General features: G+C 66.9%; 15 protein-coding genes and 1 tRNA gene. 8 read left to right on the forward strand and 8 right to left on the reverse strand.

Annotated elements, in window-relative coordinates; genetic code table 11:
* Positions 1-75: 75 nt before the first annotated feature.
* From IY716_RS10260 to IY716_RS10275, 4 genes are all read right to left on the reverse strand, one after another.
* Positions 76-759: a 3-oxoacid CoA-transferase subunit B gene (locus tag IY716_RS10260; RefSeq protein ID WP_218221620.1), complete on the reverse strand. Its 684-nt coding sequence runs from the start codon at positions 757-759 to the stop codon at positions 76-78.
* Complete coding sequence (locus tag IY716_RS10265; RefSeq protein ID WP_218221621.1) at positions 756-1499, reverse strand: 3-oxoacid CoA-transferase subunit A; 744 nt, start codon at positions 1497-1499, stop codon at positions 756-758. The genes IY716_RS10260 and IY716_RS10265 overlap by 4 nt, the downstream gene beginning before the upstream one ends.
* An 18-nt stretch (positions 1500-1517) precedes the next feature.
* The gene (locus tag IY716_RS10270; RefSeq protein ID WP_218221622.1) at positions 1518-2753 is read right to left on the reverse strand and encodes a thiolase family protein; all 1236 of its coding nucleotides are present in this window, start codon (positions 2751-2753) and stop codon (positions 1518-1520) included.
* A 136-nt stretch (positions 2754-2889) separates the two neighbouring features.
* The gene (locus IY716_RS10275; protein WP_218221623.1) at positions 2890-3738 is read right to left on the reverse strand and encodes an IclR family transcriptional regulator C-terminal domain-containing protein; all 849 of its coding nucleotides are present in this window, start codon (positions 3736-3738) and stop codon (positions 2890-2892) included.
* A 216-nt stretch (positions 3739-3954) separates the two neighbouring features.
* Between IY716_RS10275 and IY716_RS10280 the strand changes: the two genes are divergently transcribed.
* Together IY716_RS10280 and IY716_RS10285 are read left to right on the forward strand one after the other, a co-directional pair.
* Positions 3955-5742, forward strand: coding sequence for a sugar phosphate isomerase/epimerase and 4-hydroxyphenylpyruvate domain-containing protein (locus IY716_RS10280; protein ID WP_218221624.1), 1788 nt, complete (start codon positions 3955-3957; stop codon positions 5740-5742).
* Between the two features lie 237 nt (positions 5743-5979).
* Complete coding sequence (locus IY716_RS10285) at positions 5980-7455, forward strand: sodium/glutamate symporter (protein WP_218221625.1); 1476 nt, start codon at positions 5980-5982, stop codon at positions 7453-7455.
* A 96-nt stretch (positions 7456-7551) separates the two neighbouring features.
* On the opposite strand, the gene IY716_RS10290 is transcribed toward IY716_RS10285, so the two are convergent.
* Positions 7552-8997 (reverse strand): NAD(P)/FAD-dependent oxidoreductase, encoded by a 1446-nt coding sequence (locus IY716_RS10290; RefSeq protein ID WP_255316739.1) that lies wholly within the window; start codon positions 8995-8997, stop codon positions 7552-7554.
* A 206-nt stretch (positions 8998-9203) separates the two neighbouring features.
* Between IY716_RS10290 and IY716_RS10295 the strand changes: the two genes are divergently transcribed.
* The 6 genes from IY716_RS10295 (at position 9204) to IY716_RS10320 (ending at position 14684) form a co-directional block, all read left to right on the forward strand.
* Positions 9204-9758 (forward strand): TRAP transporter small permease subunit, encoded by a 555-nt coding sequence (locus tag IY716_RS10295; RefSeq protein ID WP_218221626.1) that lies wholly within the window; start codon positions 9204-9206, stop codon positions 9756-9758.
* The gene (locus IY716_RS10300; protein WP_218221627.1) at positions 9755-11029 is read left to right on the forward strand and encodes a TRAP transporter large permease; all 1275 of its coding nucleotides are present in this window, start codon (positions 9755-9757) and stop codon (positions 11027-11029) included. Before IY716_RS10295 ends, IY716_RS10300 begins: the two co-directional genes overlap by 4 nt.
* The gene (locus IY716_RS10305) at positions 11026-11955 is read left to right on the forward strand and encodes a shikimate dehydrogenase (protein WP_218221628.1); all 930 of its coding nucleotides are present in this window, start codon (positions 11026-11028) and stop codon (positions 11953-11955) included. Before IY716_RS10300 ends, IY716_RS10305 begins: the two co-directional genes overlap by 4 nt.
* A gap of 14 nt (positions 11956-11969) precedes the next feature.
* Complete coding sequence (locus IY716_RS10310; protein ID WP_218221629.1) at positions 11970-12998, forward strand: DctP family TRAP transporter solute-binding subunit; 1029 nt, start codon at positions 11970-11972, stop codon at positions 12996-12998.
* A gap of 9 nt (positions 12999-13007) precedes the next feature.
* The gene (locus IY716_RS10315; protein ID WP_218221630.1) at positions 13008-13979 is read left to right on the forward strand and encodes a phosphotriesterase; all 972 of its coding nucleotides are present in this window, start codon (positions 13008-13010) and stop codon (positions 13977-13979) included.
* A 63-nt stretch (positions 13980-14042) separates the two neighbouring features.
* Positions 14043-14684, forward strand: coding sequence for a TetR/AcrR family transcriptional regulator (locus IY716_RS10320; protein ID WP_218221631.1), 642 nt, complete (start codon positions 14043-14045; stop codon positions 14682-14684).
* 108 nt (positions 14685-14792) lie between these two features.
* Here the strand turns inward: IY716_RS10320 and IY716_RS10325 are convergent, their stop codons facing one another.
* The 3 genes from IY716_RS10325 to IY716_RS10335 all read right to left on the reverse strand — a co-directional run bounded on the left by IY716_RS10325 (position 14793) and on the right by IY716_RS10335 (position 17522).
* Positions 14793-15773, reverse strand: a complete 981-nt coding sequence (locus IY716_RS10325; protein ID WP_218221632.1) for a ribose-phosphate diphosphokinase — start codon at positions 15771-15773, stop codon at positions 14793-14795.
* Between the two features lie 52 nt (positions 15774-15825).
* Positions 15826-17313 carry a bifunctional UDP-N-acetylglucosamine diphosphorylase/glucosamine-1-phosphate N-acetyltransferase GlmU gene (gene glmU / locus IY716_RS10330; RefSeq protein ID WP_218222179.1) on the reverse strand — a complete coding sequence of 496 codons (1488 nt, stop codon included), beginning with the start codon at positions 17311-17313 and terminating at the stop codon, positions 15826-15828.
* A gap of 137 nt (positions 17314-17450) precedes the next feature.
* A tRNA-Gln gene (locus IY716_RS10335) sits at positions 17451-17522 on the reverse strand.
* Positions 17523-17618: the final 96 nt, after the last annotated feature.

Consider the following 17618-nt stretch of genomic DNA (forward strand, 5'->3'; position numbering starts at 1 on the left):
CGACGTCGCCCCCTCGCCTGGGCACAGCTGTCAACTATACCAGCAGATTCAGCCCCACTGGGCGAGCGCAGGTGTTCAGCTGTTGTTCGCGGGCAGGGTGAGGGGAAAGTCGAGCCGATCGGCAAGCTCCTGCGGGCTCATCCCGTGGGCCTCGCGCAGCGTGACCGACGGGCCGTCCTCGCCCTGATCGATCAGGAAGACCCCGTGGTCGGTGTAGATCCGGCTCACGCAGGCCAGTCCGGTCAGCGGATAGGTGCAGTCGGCCACGATCTTCGGCGTCCCATCCTTGGCGAAGAGAGACATCATCACGAAGACCTCTTTGGCGCCGATGGCCAGGTCCATGGCGCCGCCCACGGCGGGGATCGCGTCCGGCGCCCCGGTGGACCAATTGGCCAGGTCTCCCGCGGCGGAGACCTGGAAGGCGCCGAGCACGCAGACATCGAGGTGGCCGCCGCGCATGATGGCGAAGGAGTCGGCCTGATGGAAGTAGCTGGCGCCGGGGTGCTCGGTCACCGGGATCTTCCCGGCGTTGATGAGCTCCTCGTCGATCTCCTCGCCGTGCGCTTCGGGCCCCATGCCCAACATGCCGTTCTCTGTGTGCAGGGTGATCTGCTGGTCGGCGCGGAGGTGGTCCGAGACCTTGGTGGGCTGTCCGATGCCGAGGTTCACGTAGGAGCCGGGGGCGATGTCTGCGGCCACGAGCCGGGCGAGGTCCTCACGGGAGAGGGTGGTGCCGCTGGTGCTGTTCTCGGTGCTCATGCGTGCTTCGCCTCCTGGGGCTGGGCTTCTTGCTGGTTCTCCGGCTGGCCTCCCGGTTGGTTGCCGGGCCGGTCGGGCTCGGCGTCGAGCGCGGTGACCGTGTCGACGTAGATGCCGGGTGTGACCACGTGTTCCGGGTCGATCGATCCCACGGGGACACGCTGCTGGACCTGGACGACCGTGTGCGCGGCGGCGGTTGCCATGACCGGGCCGAAGTTCCTGGCGGTCTTGCGGTAGAGGAGGTTGCCGGCGTCGTCGGCGGTGTGTGCCTTGATCAGCGCCACGTCCCCGCGGATCGGATACTCGAGCACGTAGTGGCGGCCGTCGATCTCGCGGGCCTCCTTGCCCTCGGCGAGGCTGGTGCCGTAGCCGGTGGGTGTGAAGAAGGCTCCGATGCCGGCGCCCGCGGCGCGCAGCCGTTCGGCGAGGTTGCCCTGCGGGACGAGCTCGAGCTCGATGTCTCCGGCGCGGTAGGCCTCGTCAAAGTGCCAGGAGTCGGACTGCCGAGGGAAGGAGCAGATCACCTTGCGCACGCGGCGTTCCTTGATCAGCAGCGCGAGGCCGCGATCACCCTGTCCGGCGTTGTTGCTGACCACGGTGAGCCCCGTGGTCCCGGACTCCAGGAGCGCGTCGATGAGCTCCATGGGCTGTCCGGCGTTGCCGAAGCCTCCGAGCAGCACGGTGGAGCCGTCCTGCACTCTTGCGACGGCCTCTGCGGCCGTGTCGACAAATTCAGTCATGGGTTCATCCTTCAGTTCTCAGCTGGTCTGGGGCGTCTGGCTGGTGGGTGATGTCTGGCTGGTGGCGTTTTCCAGGACGACGGCGAGGCCCTGGCCCACGCCGATGCACAGCGTCGCGACACCCCAGCGTTCTCCGCTGGCTTCCATGCGCTGCGCCAGCGTGGCGAGCACGCGGGTCCCGGAGGCACCCAACGGGTGCCCGATCGCGATGGCCCCACCCCAGGCGTTGACGATCTCGGGGTCGATGTCCCAGGCGTCCAGGCAGGCCAGGGACTGGGCGGCGAAGGCTTCGTTGAGTTCCACCGCCCCGACCTCACCCCAGCCGATTCCGGCGCGCTTCAGCGCCTTGTTGCTGGCCTCCACGGGGGCATAGCCGAAGTATTGCGGCTCATCGGCCGCGGCCGCCCAGCCTGCGATGCGCACCTTCGGGGTGAGTCCGAGCTTCTCGCCTCCGGCGGCGGAGCCGAGCCAGACCGCCGAGGCTCCGTCGTTCATCGGGGAGGCATTGCCTGCGGTGACGGTGCCGTTCTCGGCGCGGAACACGGTGCGCAGCCCGGCGAGCTTCTGCTCGGTGACTCCGGCGCGGATGGTCTCGTCACGGTCCAGGTCCACTCCGGGCACGTTCACGGTGAGGTCGGTGAAGCGACCGTCCTCCCAGGCGCGGGCAGCGAGTTCGTGGGAGCGCGCGGCGAAGGCGTCCTGCCGCTCACGGTCGATGCCGTACTTCTCGCGCAGCTGCTCGGTGGCCTCGCCCAAGGAGATGGTCCATTCCTTGGGCATGCGTTCGTTGATCAGCCGCCAGCCCAGGGTGGTGTTCGCGAGCTCGAGATTCGCCATCGGGAAGGGCCGTTCGGTCTTGGGCAGCACCCACGGAGCGCGGGACATGGACTCCACACCCCCGGCAAGGATGACGTCGGTCTCGCCGAGCGCGATCTGCCGGGCACCGGAGATGGCCGCGTCCAGGGAGGACCCGCAGAGCCGGTTGATCGTGGTGGCGGGCACACTCACCGGCAGCTTTGCCAGCAGCCAGGCCATGCGGGCCACGTTGCGGTTCTCCTCACCAGCACCGTTGGCGTTGCCGAAGATGACCTCGCCGACGATCTCCCCGGCGTTCTCGGGATCAAGTCCTGGTGCCTGCTCCACGAGCGTGGAGATCACCAGTTCGGCCAGGTCATCGGGGCGCTGGCCTGCGAGGGCCCCGCCGACCTTGCCGAAGGGGGTGCGTACGCCGCTGTAGACGAAGATGTCCTGCATATGAGCTTCCTGCCTGTGTTGTTCGCTATGCAAACACTTGTGCGCTATGTGTACCGAGCATAGTCCTGCAGGTGAAGTTTTTCCAGAGGTGCCGGGGTGACTAGAGGCTTTGCGGTGACTAGAGGCTGTGCCGTAACTAGAGGCTCTGCGGCACGGTGAGCCGGCCGACGTCGTCGCCCAGGGACCGTATCAGGTCTTCCACCGTCTCAGCACAGCGCAGCAGATGCGGGAGTGTGCGTTCCACTGATTCGGCCGCCGACTCCCGGCCCGCAGAGATGGAGGTGTTCAGCGAGAGCACGATGGATCCCTTGGCGTCCCGCACCGGCACCGCCACTGAGCGCAGACCCTCTTCGAGCTCCTCGTCCACCACGGCGTATCCTTTTACGCGGACGCCGGTGATGATTCCGAGCAGCTTCTCTGGATCGGTGACCGTGCGCTGGGTGAACGCGGTGCGCGGCATCGTCTGCATCCGGTGCCGCAGCGTCTCGTCGTCGAGCTCGGCCAGCAGCACCCGACCCATGGAGGTCACGAAGGCGGGAAGCTTGGTGCCCAGGGCGAGGTCGATGCGCATGATGCGCCGGGTGTGCACCCGGCAGACGTACATCACCTCGTCACCCACCAACAGCGCGGCAGAGCAGGATTCGGCCAGCTGCACCGAGAGCTCACTGAGGGAAGGCTGCAGCAGCTCGTGCCAGCCCCTCCCCGACCAATACCCCTGCCCAAGGCCGAGCACCTTCGGCGTCAGCTCGAAGACGCGACCATCGGTATAGGCGTATCCCTCGTGCACCAGGGTCAGCAGCATGCGCCGCGCCGTGGCTCGACTGACACCGCTGCGCCGCGCGACCTCGGAGAGCGTGAGCTTCGGCTCGGCCGCAGAGAAGGACTCCAGCACCTTGAGCCCGGTGGACAGTGAGCGCACGAACTCATTGCGCGTCGCCCCCGGCGCAACGGGCTGCGCAGAGTCTTGCTGCTCGTCCTGATCCATGGCCCGATCCTACCGACCAGCGACTCCTCCCCGTTGGGGGGGGGGGTTCCCGTCCCCGCTGAGTGGCTCCCCCATCCCCGCTGAGTGGCGGATTCTCCGACTAGTTGAGGCGGTTTTGGCCCAATGTACTCGTAGGTTCCGCCGCTCAACGCTGGGGAGAGGTGCATGCGAGTCCCAGCCATGGGCCCGGAATGTAATGTTTGGTACATTGCGAGCATGCGCACCTCTATCGCGACTGTCTGCCTCTCCGGAAGCCTCACCGACAAACTCCACGCCTGCGCCGATGCTGGCTTCGACGGGGTGGAGATCATGGACGCGGACCTCACCGTCTCCTATGAATCCCCCGAAGAGATCCGTGCACTGTGTCAGCGCCTGGGACTAAGGATCGACCTCTTCCAGCCCTTCCGAGACTTCGAAGGGGTGACCGAAGAGCTGCTCGCCGAGAATCTGCGCCGCGCCGAGGCCAAGTTCCAGCTGATGAACCGGCTGGGCGCCGACACCATCCTGGTCTGCAGCAACGCCGGGACCGCGACGATCGACGACGACGCCGTGGCCGCCGCCCAGCTCGGCGCCCTGGCGGACCTTGCCGCCGGATATGGCATCCGCATCGCCTATGAGGCGCTGGCCTGGGGCCGCTACGTCAACGACTACCGACACGCGTGGAGACTCGTGCAGCTCGCGGACCGCACGAATCTCGGCACTTGTCTGGACAGCTTTCACATCCTGGCGCGCGGACACGACCCCGCTGCAATCGAGGACATCGATGGTGACAAGATCTTCTTCCTGCAGCTCGCCGATGCTCCCCAGCTCGACATGGACGTCCTCTCCTGGAGCCGACACCATCGCCTCTTCCCTGGTGAGGGCTCTTTCGACCTGAGCAGCTTCTTGACCCATGTGCTCATGGCCGGATACACCGGACCGCTCTCGCTGGAGGTCTTCAACGACACCTTCCGACAGACCGATGTCACCGGGACGGCCGCCCATGCTCGACGGTCATTGACCTGGCTGGCCGACCGCACCTCGGAGGCCAACGGCTGGAGCGCCGATCGCCTGCCCGCCGCCCAGGCCCCGCGCAGCGTCGACTTCGTGGAGATCACCGGCAGCGATCTCGGCCAGGCCGACGAGACCCTGAACCAGCTCGGCTTCACCTTCCGCGGCAAGCACCGGACCAAGCAGGTCCGACTCTGGACCATGGGCTCCACCCGCGTCATCCTCAACGAGCAGAGCCAGCAGCCCGAACCTCACCTCTCGGCGATCGGCCTTCTGGTCGACGACGCAGGCCAGGCCCTCGCGCGCGGGGCCGCCCTGGGCGCCCCGGTCGTGTTCCGACGCACCTATGCCGGGGACCACGAGCTCAAGGCACTGGGAGCCCCGGATGGCACGGTGATCTACTGGAATGATGCGCCCGCCGAGGACACCTGGGTCAGCGAATTCCACGGCGGGCAGCCAGCGTTGGACTCCACGCACGCCGTGGACCACATCAACCTCTCCTACCGCTGGCACGAGTTTGAGGAGACGGTGCTCTTCTTCCACAGCGTGCTCGGGCTCGAAGCTCAGGCACCGGAGAACGTGCCCAGCCCGCAGGGGCTGATGCGCAGCCAGGTGATGCGCACCGCGGACGGCACCGTGCGCCTTCCGCTGAACCTTGCACCCCCCACAGCCCCGCTGCCGCCGCGGCATATCGCCGTGACCTGCACCGATATCATCGGACTCGCGCAGGACGCGCATGACCGAGGGCTGCATTTCCTCAAGATCCCGAACAACTACTACGCGGACGTCGAGGCGCGCTTCGGGCTGGACGCCGAGTACCTTGCCCGGCTCAAGGAGCTCAATCTGCTCTACGACCGCGATGAGCAGGGCGAGTTCATCCACTTCTACACGCCGAGCATCGGCGGACTTTTCCTGGAGATGGTCCAGCGCGTAGGAACCTACGACGGTTACGGGGCGGCCAACGCGCCGGTCCGCCTCGCGGCCCAGCGCCGCCAGCCCCAGATCCTGCGCTGAGCACCCCCTTGCGTTGAGCGGCGGATTCTCCGAATAGTTGAAGCGGTTTTGGCCCAAAGTACTCGTAGATTCCGCCGCTCAACGGGGTTGGGTGCGGGGTGGTGCGGGGTGGTGCGGGCTTGGGGTGCCGCGGGCACTCTCGAGCGGCTCAACCCTGGCTACCCGCGCTTGAAGTGTGGTTTTATTCTCCCCACACGCATGGCCGCCGGGGCGGTCCACTTCGGAGAGGGGCATCCGATGAGTCCAGAGGTAGTCGGGTTCGCGATCGTGCTGCTGGCATCGGTGATGCTGCTCGGCAAATACGTCCGCGTGAAAGTGCCGTTCATCCAGAAGCTGCTCCTACCCAGCGCCATCATCGCCGGATTCATCGGTCTCATCGTCGGCCCACAGGTGATCGGTCGACTCGGAGAACCCCTCGGTTGGGCCTGGCTGGAAGATGGCGGACTGCTCACCACCGGGATCGTGGACATCTGGGCCGAGCTGCCCGGCCTGCTGATCTCCGTCGTCTTCGCCACCCTGTTCCTGGGCTCGCGCATCCCCTCCCCCGTCCGCGTGGCTAAGCTGGTCGGCCCGCAGCTCTCCATTGGAGTGGCCTACGGCTCGGGCCAGTACGTCGTCGGAATCGTGCTCGGACTGCTGGTGCTCTCCCCGCTGCTCGGGGTCGATCCCGTCTTCGGCGCACTGATCGAGATCGCCTTCGAGGGTGGGCACGGCACCGCGGCAGGAATGGCCCCGGCCTTCGATGACATGGGCATCCCGGAAGCCACCGACCTCGCCCTGGCCATCGCCACCGTAGGCCTGGTCTTCGGCATCATCATCGGCATCTCCGTGATCAACTGGGGCGTGCGCACCGGGCGCACACGCGTCATCAAGAATGTGTCCGAACAGTCGAAGTCCGAGCTGCGGGGACTCTACAGCGACAAGGAGAACATCTCTGCCGGACGGATGACATCACGACCCAGCTCGATCGAACCGCTGACGCTGCACGTCGCCGTCGTCGGGCTGGCCATCATCATCGGGTGGCTCATCCTCGAGGGGCTCGTGTGGGTCGAGAATCAGCTCTGGGGGCAGCCCGGATCACCCTGGTCCGAGGACGGGCTGACGCTGCTGGGCTATGTTCCGCTCTTTCCACTGGCCATGATCGGCGGCGTGATCGTCCAGGTGGTCCTTGATCGCACCGGCAACACCAGCCTTCTGGACCACGAGACCATGAAGCGCATCCAGGGCCTCGCCCTGGACATCCTGATCGTCGCGGCCCTGGCGACAATCTCCCTGGACGCCATCGCCGCCTACTGGGAGACCTTCCTGATCCTCTCGGTGGCGGGCATCCTGTTCTGCACCACCATCCTGCTGGTCTTCACTCCGCGCATCATCCCGGAGTTCTGGCTGGAGCGCGGCATCGCAGACTTCGGCCAATCCATGGGTGTGACCGCCACCGGCCTGGTGCTGCTGCGGGTGGCAGACCCTTACGACGAATCACCTGCCCTGGAGGCCTTCGGCTATAAGCAGCTGTTCTTCGAGCCGTTCTTCGGCGGCGGACTGATCACCGCGTTGGCCATTCCGCTCATGATGGCCACCGGCAGCGTCTACATCGTGCTGATTCCGATGGCGGTGCTGTTCATCGTCTCGCTGGTGGCCGGCAGGATCTACTACAAGGGAGTGCGCTCAGGACGCTGGGCCGGCCCTCCCGCAAAGGTGGACCAGCCCACCTAGCATCACCCCCTTGCGTTGAGGGGCGGATTCTCCGCCTACTTCATGCGGTTCTAGGCCTGAAGTGCTCGGACTTTCCGCCGCTCAACGTGGGTGGCTTTACACTGGGCGGCCGTAGGTCTCGAGCAGGCGCAGCCAGACCTCGTTGACCGTGGGGAAGGCTGGGACCGCGTGCCAGAGCCGATCCAGCGGAACCTCGGCGGTGACCGCGATCGTGGCGGCCTGGAGCAGCTCGCTGACCTCGGATCCGACGAAGGTCATGCCGAGGATGACCTTGCGCTCCTCGTCGACCACCATCCGGGCGGTCCCCGTGTGGGGCTCGGACTTCACCGCCGACCCGGCGACGTCGCCGATCTCATAATCCACCACGCGGATGGTGTAGCCCGCCTCGCGGGCGGCCGCCGCGGTGAGCCCCACCGAGGCCACCTCCGGGTCACTGAAGGTGACCTGCGGGACGGCCGCATGATCTGCGGTCGCGACATGGGCTCCCCAGGGCTGGTCCTGCACCACAGCGCCCTTCGCACGCGCCACGATCACGTCTCCCGCGGCACGGGCCTGGTACTTGCCCTGGTGGGTCAGCAGCGCCCGATGGGTCACATCGCCCACCGCGTAGAGCCAGTCGAAACCAGGCACCTGCATGGTGTCATCGGTCTCGATCCAGGTCCCCGGCTCCAGCCCGATGCTCTCCAGGCCCAGGTCCCCCGTGCGCGGGGACCGTCCAGTCGCCGCGAGCACTTCCTGAGTCAGGACGTCCTCTCCCTCCGAGACTTCGATCCGCACCTCGTCCGCCGAGCGGGAGACTCGCTCCGGGGTCGTGTTCAACCGCAGCGTCACACCCTGCTCTTCCAAGGCCTTCCCGACCAGCTCGCCGGCGAAGGGTTCCATCCCGCCGAGCAGCCCGCGGCGTGCAATCACCGTGACCTCGGCCCCCAGGGAGGCATACGCGCTGGCCATCTCGACCGCGACCACGCCGCCGCCGATGATCGCAAGGCTCTTCGGGATGGCATGCGCGCTGGTGGCCTCCCGGCTGGTCCAGGGGTGAGCCTCCGCCAAACCTTCGATCGGTGCGATGGCCGCAGCGGAGCCGGTCGCGAGAGTCACCGCGTGGCGCGCCGTGAGCTGCGTCTCCGATCCGTCCTCGGCGGTGACGGTGACCTGCTTGGGCCCGGTGAGACGACCCTGGCCGCGGATCAGGCTGATCCCGGCGCCGTCGAGCCACTTCGCCTGACCGTCGTCCTTCCATCCGCTGGTGAAGGAGTCGCGGCGAGCCAGGACGGCCTCGACGTCGAGGGTCCCGGTCACCGCCTCGGCCGCGCCGGGCACCTGCTGGGCGGAGCGCAGCGCCTGCGGAGAACGCAGCAGCACCTTTGAGGGGATGCAGGCCCAGTAGGAGCATTCACCGCCCACCAGTTCGGCCTCGACGACGACGACGCTCAGACCGCCCTGGACCGCGCGGTCGGCCGCGTTCTCCCCCACGGCTCCACCGCCGATCACGATGACGTCGAACTCCATACCCTGGCCTGCTGCTTCGGTCTGCGGTTCCATAGCTGCTCCTGGTGAATAGGTGAAGAAGGTGTGCTTGCGGAGTACAACAGGTTCGACCCCACGGATGCTTCCCGAGCGGCCGGGACGAGGGCAGATGCGGGATCCCTAGGATCTCCAGCGTGACCTTTGACACCTAATGTACGAACCGGTACGTTTGTTCCAGTCATTGTGGCGCACGCCACTTTTCTCGTGATCAAAGGAACCCCGTGACCGACACCAGGAAACCCCTGAGCCGCCGAGTGGTGGAGGTGCTCACGCGCATCGAGCTCGGTTTCGCCGGCGTGATGCTTCTTGTGATCCTCGTCCTCGTCTTCACCCAGGCCGCCCAGCGCTACACCCCCTTCGAGGGTCTGGCCTGGACCGGCGAGATTTCCCGCTTCGGCCTGGCCTGGATGACCTTCTCCGTGGCGGGGGTGCTCATCACCCTGCGCGGGCACATCGCGCTGGAAGTCGTCGACACGCTGCCCGCCCCGCGGCTCATCCGCGTGGTGCAGGTGGGTTCGCTGCTCATCGTGGCGCTGATCGCGCTGGGTCTGAGCAACGAGGCCTGGGGACTCATCCAGACCCAGGGCGCCCTGAGCTCCCCCGTGCTGCGCCTGCCCATGTCAGTGGTCTACATCCCGGTGCTCACCGGGATGATCAGCACCGTCCTCCGTTCACTGGTCGCCGCGTGGATGATCGCCAAGCACGGGCCGATCCTGCCCGACGCTGACCATGACGCGGCGCAGCTGCACACCAACACCGTGGAGGACCACTCGTGACACTCATTCTTCTGGGCGTTGCCATCGCCGTCCTGCTTCTGGTGCGCGTGCCGGTGGCCTTCGCGTTCCTCGGTCCCTCGCTGGTCTACATGCTCCTGGACGGACAGTCCTCCGGCACCAGCCTGCGTCAGGTGACCAACGCCGTGCAGAGCTTCCCGCTGCTGGCGGTGCCGCTGTTCGTGTTCCTTGGAACCCTCGCGAACCACGCAGGCCTCGCCGATCGACTCTTCCGCTTCGCGATGGCGGCCCTCGCCCGGATCCGCGGCAACCTCGGCTACGTCACCGTGGGCGCCAGCGTGGGCTTCTCTTGGATGAGCGGCTCCGCCGTCGCCGATGCCGCCGCACTGGGCAAGGTGCAGATCCCGGCCATGCTGCGCAACGGCTACACCCGCCGATTCGCCACCGGACTCTCCGCGGCTTCCTCACTGATCGCCCCGGTCATGCCGCCCAGCATCCCTGCCGTCATCTACGCCGGTCTGGCCGCCGCCTCCACCGGCGCGCTATTCGCCGCCTCCGTGATCCCCGCGCTGCTCATGGCCGTCGGGCTGTGCGTGGTGGTCTGGATCCTGGTCCGGCGCAATCCGAACCTTCGGGCAGGTCATTTCGATCGCCAGGAGCTGATCCGCTCCACCAAGGGTGTGCTGTTGCCCGCCGTGACACCCGTGATCATCCTGGGCGGCATCCTCGGCGGCCTGTTCACGCCGACCGAAGCGGCCGCCGTCGCCGTCTTCTGGGTGCTGCTGATCTCGCTGATCCAGCGCTCGCTCTCCTTCAAGGGCTTCCTGGCGGCCGTGCGCGAGACCGCGCTGACCACCGGCGCGATCATGCTGATCGTCGCCTCCGCCGCGCTTCTGGGTCACATCATGGCCCTCGAGCGTCTGCCGCAGCTGCTCACCGAGACGCTGCTGGGCATCACCGAGAATCCCACGGTGTTCCTGCTCCTCGTGGCCCTGCTGATGCTCATCCTGGGGACCGTCATCGACGCCACCGCGATCCTCGTGCTCGTCGTGCCGATCCTGCTTCCGATCTCCATGCAGTACCAGATCGACCCCATTGTGCTCGGCGTGGTGCTGATCATTTCGCTGATGATCGGGCTGCTGACTCCCCCAGTGGGCACGGCCCTGTTCGTAACCGCTTCGGTCTCGGAGACCCGCGTGGGTGAGGTCTTCAAGGGAGCCCTGCCCTTCGCGATGCCTGCGGTGGTTGTGCTGCTGCTGGTCATCTTCTTCCCCAACGCGCTGATGTTCTTCCCGGAGGTGCTCGGCCTGTGACGACCAATCCGAGAGATACGGGGAGAAGCACCGATACCGGGCGCAGCATCCTGGCCGGACTCATCGGCCATGGCGTGGGTCCTTCGCTGACCCCCACGATGCACGAGCTTGAAGGCTCGCGGCACGGAATGCGCTACATCTACCGCAGCATCGAGTTCGCCGGCGGCGAGGACTCCCAGGAGGAGCTCGGCCAGCTTCTCGAGATGGCTCAGCGCCTCGGCTTCAATGGACTGAACGTCACCTTCCCCGCCAAGCAGTCCGTGGTACCGCTGCTCGATGAGCTCGGGCCCTCCGCCGCCATGATCGGAGCGGTCAACACCGTGGTCTTCACCGACGACGGCGCCGCAGTCGGACACAACACCGACGTCACCGGATTCCAGGCCTGCATCGAAGACGGCTTGGGCGAGACCGCCTGCGGCCACGTGGTCCTGGTGGGATCCGGCGGGGCCGGCTCCGCGGTGGCGCATGCACTGGTCATGCGCGGAGTCACAAGCCTGAGCCTGGTGGACGTGGATCTCGACAAGAGCGCCACCCTGGCTCGCAGCCTGCACACCACGCATGGCTTCACGGCTGAGCGGGCTCAACCCGAGCACCTGCCTCAGCTTCTCCAGCGTGCCGACGGCGTGGTCAACGCTACTCCGTTCGGCATGGCCCACCACCCGGGATCACCCTTCGACACCGAGCTGCTGGAACCGCGGCACTGGGTGGCCGACGTGGTGTACCGGCCGGTGGACACCGTGCTGCTCCGCGCAGCCGAAGAACGAGGCTGCCGGACGGTCTCGGGGCTCGGCATGGCCATGCATCAGGCCGCCGACGCCTTCGAGATCTTCACCGGCGAGACCGCAGACCGCGCGTCCATGCTCGATGACCTCAATGCCCTGATCGAAGCAGAATCACCACACCCGCGTGCAACGATGCACCGATGAGAGGAACACTCACCATGTCCAAGCGATATAACACCCTGAGCAAGGCCGCAGTCATCGCCGCCCTGCCCATCCTCGGCCTCACCGCCTGCGGCGGAGGCGACGAGGAGGCCAGCGGCGACGGCGGCAGTGGCGAGTCCATGGAGCTGACCCTCGCGCACAGCTACAACGATGACCAACCCCAGGCCCGCTGCGGCGCCGATGTCATCAAGGAAGAGGTCGAGGCGGCCGACGTCGGACTCACCATCGAGATCTTCGGCTCCAGCCAGCTCGGCGGCGACGCCGACCGCATCGCGTCGGTCGCCTCCGGTGACGTGGACATCGACATCCAGGGCGCCTCCGCGCTGGGTGCCGTCTACGAGCCGATCAGCGTGCTCGACGCCGCCTATGCCTTCGACGACGCCGATCACCTCGCCCGCTTCATGGAGAGCGAGGAGGGCCAGCAGGTCGTCGATGACTTCGCCGAGTCCGCCGGCATCCAGACCCTCGGCGCCTGGTCCGCCGGTGCCCGCCACTTCACCTCCAACGAGCCGATCAGCTCACCCGAGGACCTGGAAGGCATGCAGATCCGCTTCCCCGGATCCCCACAGTTCCTGATGAACGCCGAGGCCATGGGGGCTGACGCGGTGGAGGTCGCTTACGAGGAGCTCTACCTGTCGCTGCAGCAGGGCGCGGTGGACGGTCAGGAGAACCCGATCACCAACATCGAGTCAGAGAACCTCAATGAGGTCCAGGACTACCTGAACCTCAGCGCGCACCAGCTCAACACCAACCTGGTGATCATGTCGGACAAGTGGAATGACCTCAACGAGGAGCAGCAGGAGGCGCTCACCAGCGCCGTGGACTCCGCCGTGACCGAGGTGACCGACTGCGTCGCCACGGATGAAGAAGAGACGCTGGCCGAATGGCAGGAAGGTGATGACTGGGAGGTCAACGACGACGTCGACGTGGAGGCGTTCCGGGAGATGACCATCCCGAACCTCGAAGAGGCCCTCGAGGGCGATTCGCTGGCCACCTTCGAGGCCATCCGCTCCACGAGCGAGTGACCTGAGCCTATGTCCAGCATGGTTCCCACGCTCACCGGAGAGGTGCCCGGAGATTCACTGGGCACGACTCTGGTGCATGAGCACCTGATCGTCAGTGATCCGCAGTTGGATCGCGACCTCCCCCACCCTGAGTGGGATGAGGTCGCGGTGATGGCGCGAGCCGAGGCTCAGCTGCAGGCGCTGGCGGAGCTGGGCGTAGACACGATCGTGGACCTCACGGTCCCCGGTCTCGGACGCGACGTGCGGCGGGTCGCCGAGCTGGCCCGCCGCACGTCGGTTCGTATTCTGGCAGCCACCGGCTGGTACACCAGCGACGTGCTGCCGCACTTCTTCCGGCTCAACGGGCCGGGCAGGCTGGTGGACGGTCCCGATCCGCTGATTGAGCTGTTCCTGCGCGACATCGAGGAGGGCATCGCCGGCACCGACCTGCGTGCGGCGATGCTCAAGGTCTGCTCGGACAGTGCCGGGATCACCGAAGACGTGGCCCACGTCTTCACCGCCGCAGCCCAGACCCACCTGAGCACCGGTGTGCCGATCACCACACACTCGGATCCCGCCTCACACGGCGGACTCCAGCAGCAGCGTCTGTTGGGCAGCCTTGGGGTGAACCTGGAACGGGTGGTCATCGGCCACAGCGGCGACTCCACCGACCTCAACTACCTCCGCGAGCTAGCCGATGCCGGGTCCTTCCTGGGCTTCGACCGCTTCGGGATGAGTCACACCGGCTCCGATGAGGACCGCATCCGCATGCTGCTGGCGCTGCTGGAACTGGGGTACGCGGAGAAGCTGTTGCTCTCCCACGACGCCGCCGTGTTCAGCCGCATCACTCCACCCTCCTGGCGCGCCGAGCACGCGCCGCAGTGGAGCATGGATCACCTGCACCGCCGCATCCTGCCGCGGCTGCGTGCGGAGGGTCTCGACGCCGGCCTGGAACGGCAGCTCATGGTGGAGAACCCCCAACGCCTTCTGACAGGGGCATAAGCCATCAGGACCCTGCCGTGAGAGGATCTGATACTCTCGCGGCGAAGCCAGGAGGAGAATACTGTGACCCAGACGCCGCCCCGCCAACGCGACGCCGTACGCACCCGAGCCGAGGTGCTCGCAGTGGCCACAGAGGTCTTCGCCGACGACGGCTACTCCGGTGCCCGGATCGATGAGATTGCCCGCCGCACCCGCACCACCAAGCGGATGATCTATTACTACTTCGGGGGCAAGGAACAGCTGTATCTGGCGGTGCTGGACAATGCCTACCGCGGCATCCGCAAGGCTGAGCAGACCCTCCAGGTCGATGAGATGAACCCGATCGACGCGCTGCGCGAGCTCGCCGAGCTCACCTATGAGCACCACCTGCGGAACTCGGCCTTCATCCGGCTGGTCTCGATCGAGAACATCCACCGCGGCAAGTACATCCGAAAGCTGGAGTCACTCAGCGATCTGGGCCAGCCGGCGGTGACGATCCTCGACGGCATCATCGCCCAGGGCAAGAAGCAGGGTGCCTTCCGCGAGGAGGTCAACGCCCTCGACCTTCATCTGTTGATCAGTTCCTACTGCGTCTTCCAGATCGCCAACCGCTATACGTTCAGCTACCTGTTCGACCCGGACTTCACCACGCAGCCCCGCCGTGACCGAATGCGGGGCCTCATCGGCGACGTCGTCGTGGCCTGGGCGACCGCCACTACGCGTTGAGGGGCGAATTCTCCGGGTATCTGGGCCCTTCTGAGGCCTCAATTACTCGGAAAATCCGCCCCTCAAGGTGGGGTGGGGACTAACCCGCCCCTCAGCGTGGGGTGGGGCTCAGGCGTCGCCGTCGAAGAGGGAGGTCACCGAACCGTCGGTGAAGACCTCTTTGATCGCCCGGGCGAGGATCGGCGCGATGGAGAGCACCGTGAGCGCCTCGAAGCGCTTGTCCTCGGGGATCGGCAGCGTGTTGGTCACCACGATCTCCCGGGCGCCGCAGTTGGCGAGCCGCTCAGCGGCCGGGTCAGAGAACACGGCGTGGGTCGCGGCGATGATGACGTCCTTTGCGCCGGCGTCCTTGAGGACCCGGACCGCGCCGGAGATCGTTCCACCGGTGTCGATCATGTCGTCGATGAGCACACAGGTGCGCCCCTCGACCTGACCGACGACCTGCTTGGAGGCCGCCTTGTTCGGCTGGGTGACGTCGCGGGTCTTGTGCACGAAGGCCAACGGGGCACCGCCCAGTCGATCGGCCCACTGCTCGGCGACCCGGACGCGTCCGGTGTCTGGGGAGACCACGGTGACCTCGTCCTCAGTGACGCGGCTGCGAATGTGATCGGCCAGCAGCGGAACGGCGAAGAGATGGTCCACGGGCCCGTCGAAGAAGCCCTGGATCTGCGCGGTGTGAAGATCCACGCTCATGATCCGGTCAGCGCCGGCAGCCTTGTAGAGATCAGCCACCAGACGGGCGGAGATCGGCTCGCGGCCGCGTCCCTTCTTGTCCTGGCGGGCGTACGGGTAGAACGGGGAGACCACCGTGATCCGCTTGGCGGAGGCACGCTTCATGGAATCCACCATGATCAGCTGCTCCATGAGCCAGTTGTTCAGCGGTGCCGGGTGGGACTGCAGCAGGAAGATGTCCTTGCCGCGAACCGACTCGGAGGCGCGGACGTAGAGCTCCCCGTTGGCGAAGTCGTAGGCGCTCATCGGCAGCAGCTCGGTGCCGAGCTCCTCGGCGATCTCCTGGGCCAGCTCCGGGTGTGCCCGACCGGATGCCAGTACTAGGGTCTTTTCCCCGCTCAGCCTGATCTCGTCCATGGGTGTTCTTGCCTCTCGCCGGCGTTGCAGTGGGTTGGTGCCTGGTGAAACGTTACTCGGTGTGCTCGTTGCCCTGCTGGGCGCGCCCGTTCTGTCCGCTGGCCTGGGCTGCGCCGCTGGCCTGGGCTGCGGCGCTGGACCGGCCGCCGTCGGTGGTTCCGGCGGCGTTCGCGGCGTCGGCGGCTGCGGAGCCCGGCCGCTTGGCCTGCACCCATCCCTCGGCGTTGCGCTGCGGGGCCACCGAGAGCGCGAGCGCTCCCGCCGGCACGTCCTTGCGCACCACGGCCCCGGCCCCGGTGTAGGCGCCGTCGCCGACGCTCACCGGCGCCACGAAGACGGTGTTGGAGCTCGTGCGCACATGCGAGCCGATGACGGTGCGGTGCTTGTTCTCGCCGTCGTAGTTCGCGGTGATGTTGCCGCAGCCGATGTTGGTGAACTCGCCGATCGTCGCGTCGCCGGCGTATCCGAGGTGAGAGAGCTTGCTGCCGCGGCCGATCGTCACGTTCTTGGTCTCGTAGAAGGCGCCGATCTTGCCCTCTTCCCCCAGGACCGTGCCGGGGCGCAGATAGGTGAACGGTCCGGCGCTAGCACCGGCGCCGATCTGCGCGCCCGATCCGTGCACGCGGGTGACGGTGGCCGCCTCGCCGACGATCACATCGGTCAGCGTGGTGTCGGGGCCGACGACGGCGTTGCGGCTGATGTGGGTCGCGCCGTGGAGCTGGGTGCCGGGGAGAATCGTGGTGTCCTCCTCCAGGGTGACCGTGGAGTCGATCCAGGTGGTGGCGGGGTCGATGACCGTGGTGCCGGCGCGCATGGCCCGCTCCACGGTGCGGCGGTTCATCTCGGCGCCGAGCGCCTGCAGCTGCACCCGGTCATTGGCGCCCTCGACCTGCCAGCGGTCGGCGGTGACCACGGCGGAGACCTTGCCACCTTCGGCGCGGGCGATGGAGAGCACGTCGGTCAGGTACATCTCGCCCTGCGCGTTCTCGGTGGTGACCTGGCTCAGCGCGCGGTTGAGCACGGCGGCGTCGAAGGCGTAGATCCCGGAGTTGATCTCGGTGATGCTGCGCTGGGCTTCGGTGGCGTCCTTGTGCTCCACGATCCCGAGCACGTCCTGCGGGTTCTGATCGCTGCGCAGGATCCGACCGTAGCCCGCGGCGTCGTCGAGCATGGCGGAGAGCACGGTGACAGCGTTCGCACTTGCCTCGTGGGTCGCCACGAGCTCGGCGAGCATCTCCGAGGTCAGCAGCGGCACATCACCATAGGTGACGACGACGGTGCCAGACTCGGCGGGTGCGCCCGCGGCGTCGAGCGCCTGCAGGCCGGCCTGCACGGCGCGCCCGGTGCCGGGAACCTCGTCCTGATCGGCGATGACCGCCTGCGGCTGGAGCTGCGTGATGTGCGCGGCCACCTTCTCGCGCTGGTGGCGGACGACGGCGACCAGATGCTGGGGATCCAGGCCCTTCGCGGCGGCCAGCGCATGCCCGATCATCGAGACTCCACCGATGGGATGCATGATCTTCGGTGTGGCTGACTTCATCCGGGTCCCGGCTCCGGCCGCGAGCACGATCACGGCGGTGGGGCGAGCTGGCTGGGGCGTGGTCACGAAGGCTGCTCCTCGAGGCGGTTCTTGGACCCCTCCAGTGTAGATAGGCCCGGCTGTACAGTTCAGTGCCGTTCCGCCTCTAGGATTCGAACCTAGACTGCACAGCTCCAAAGGCTGGCGTGCTGCCATTACACCAAGGCGGAGTGCGACGTCGGGCGTCTGGATGCTCTTTCCTTCCAAGCACACCAGTTCCCGGCCACGCGCTGGTCCATCTTCGCATGCGGCGCGGGGGGAGATGA

Source organism: Nesterenkonia sp. Act20, assembly GCF_019173455.1.
GTDB lineage: Bacteria > Actinomycetota > Actinomycetes > Actinomycetales > Micrococcaceae > Nesterenkonia.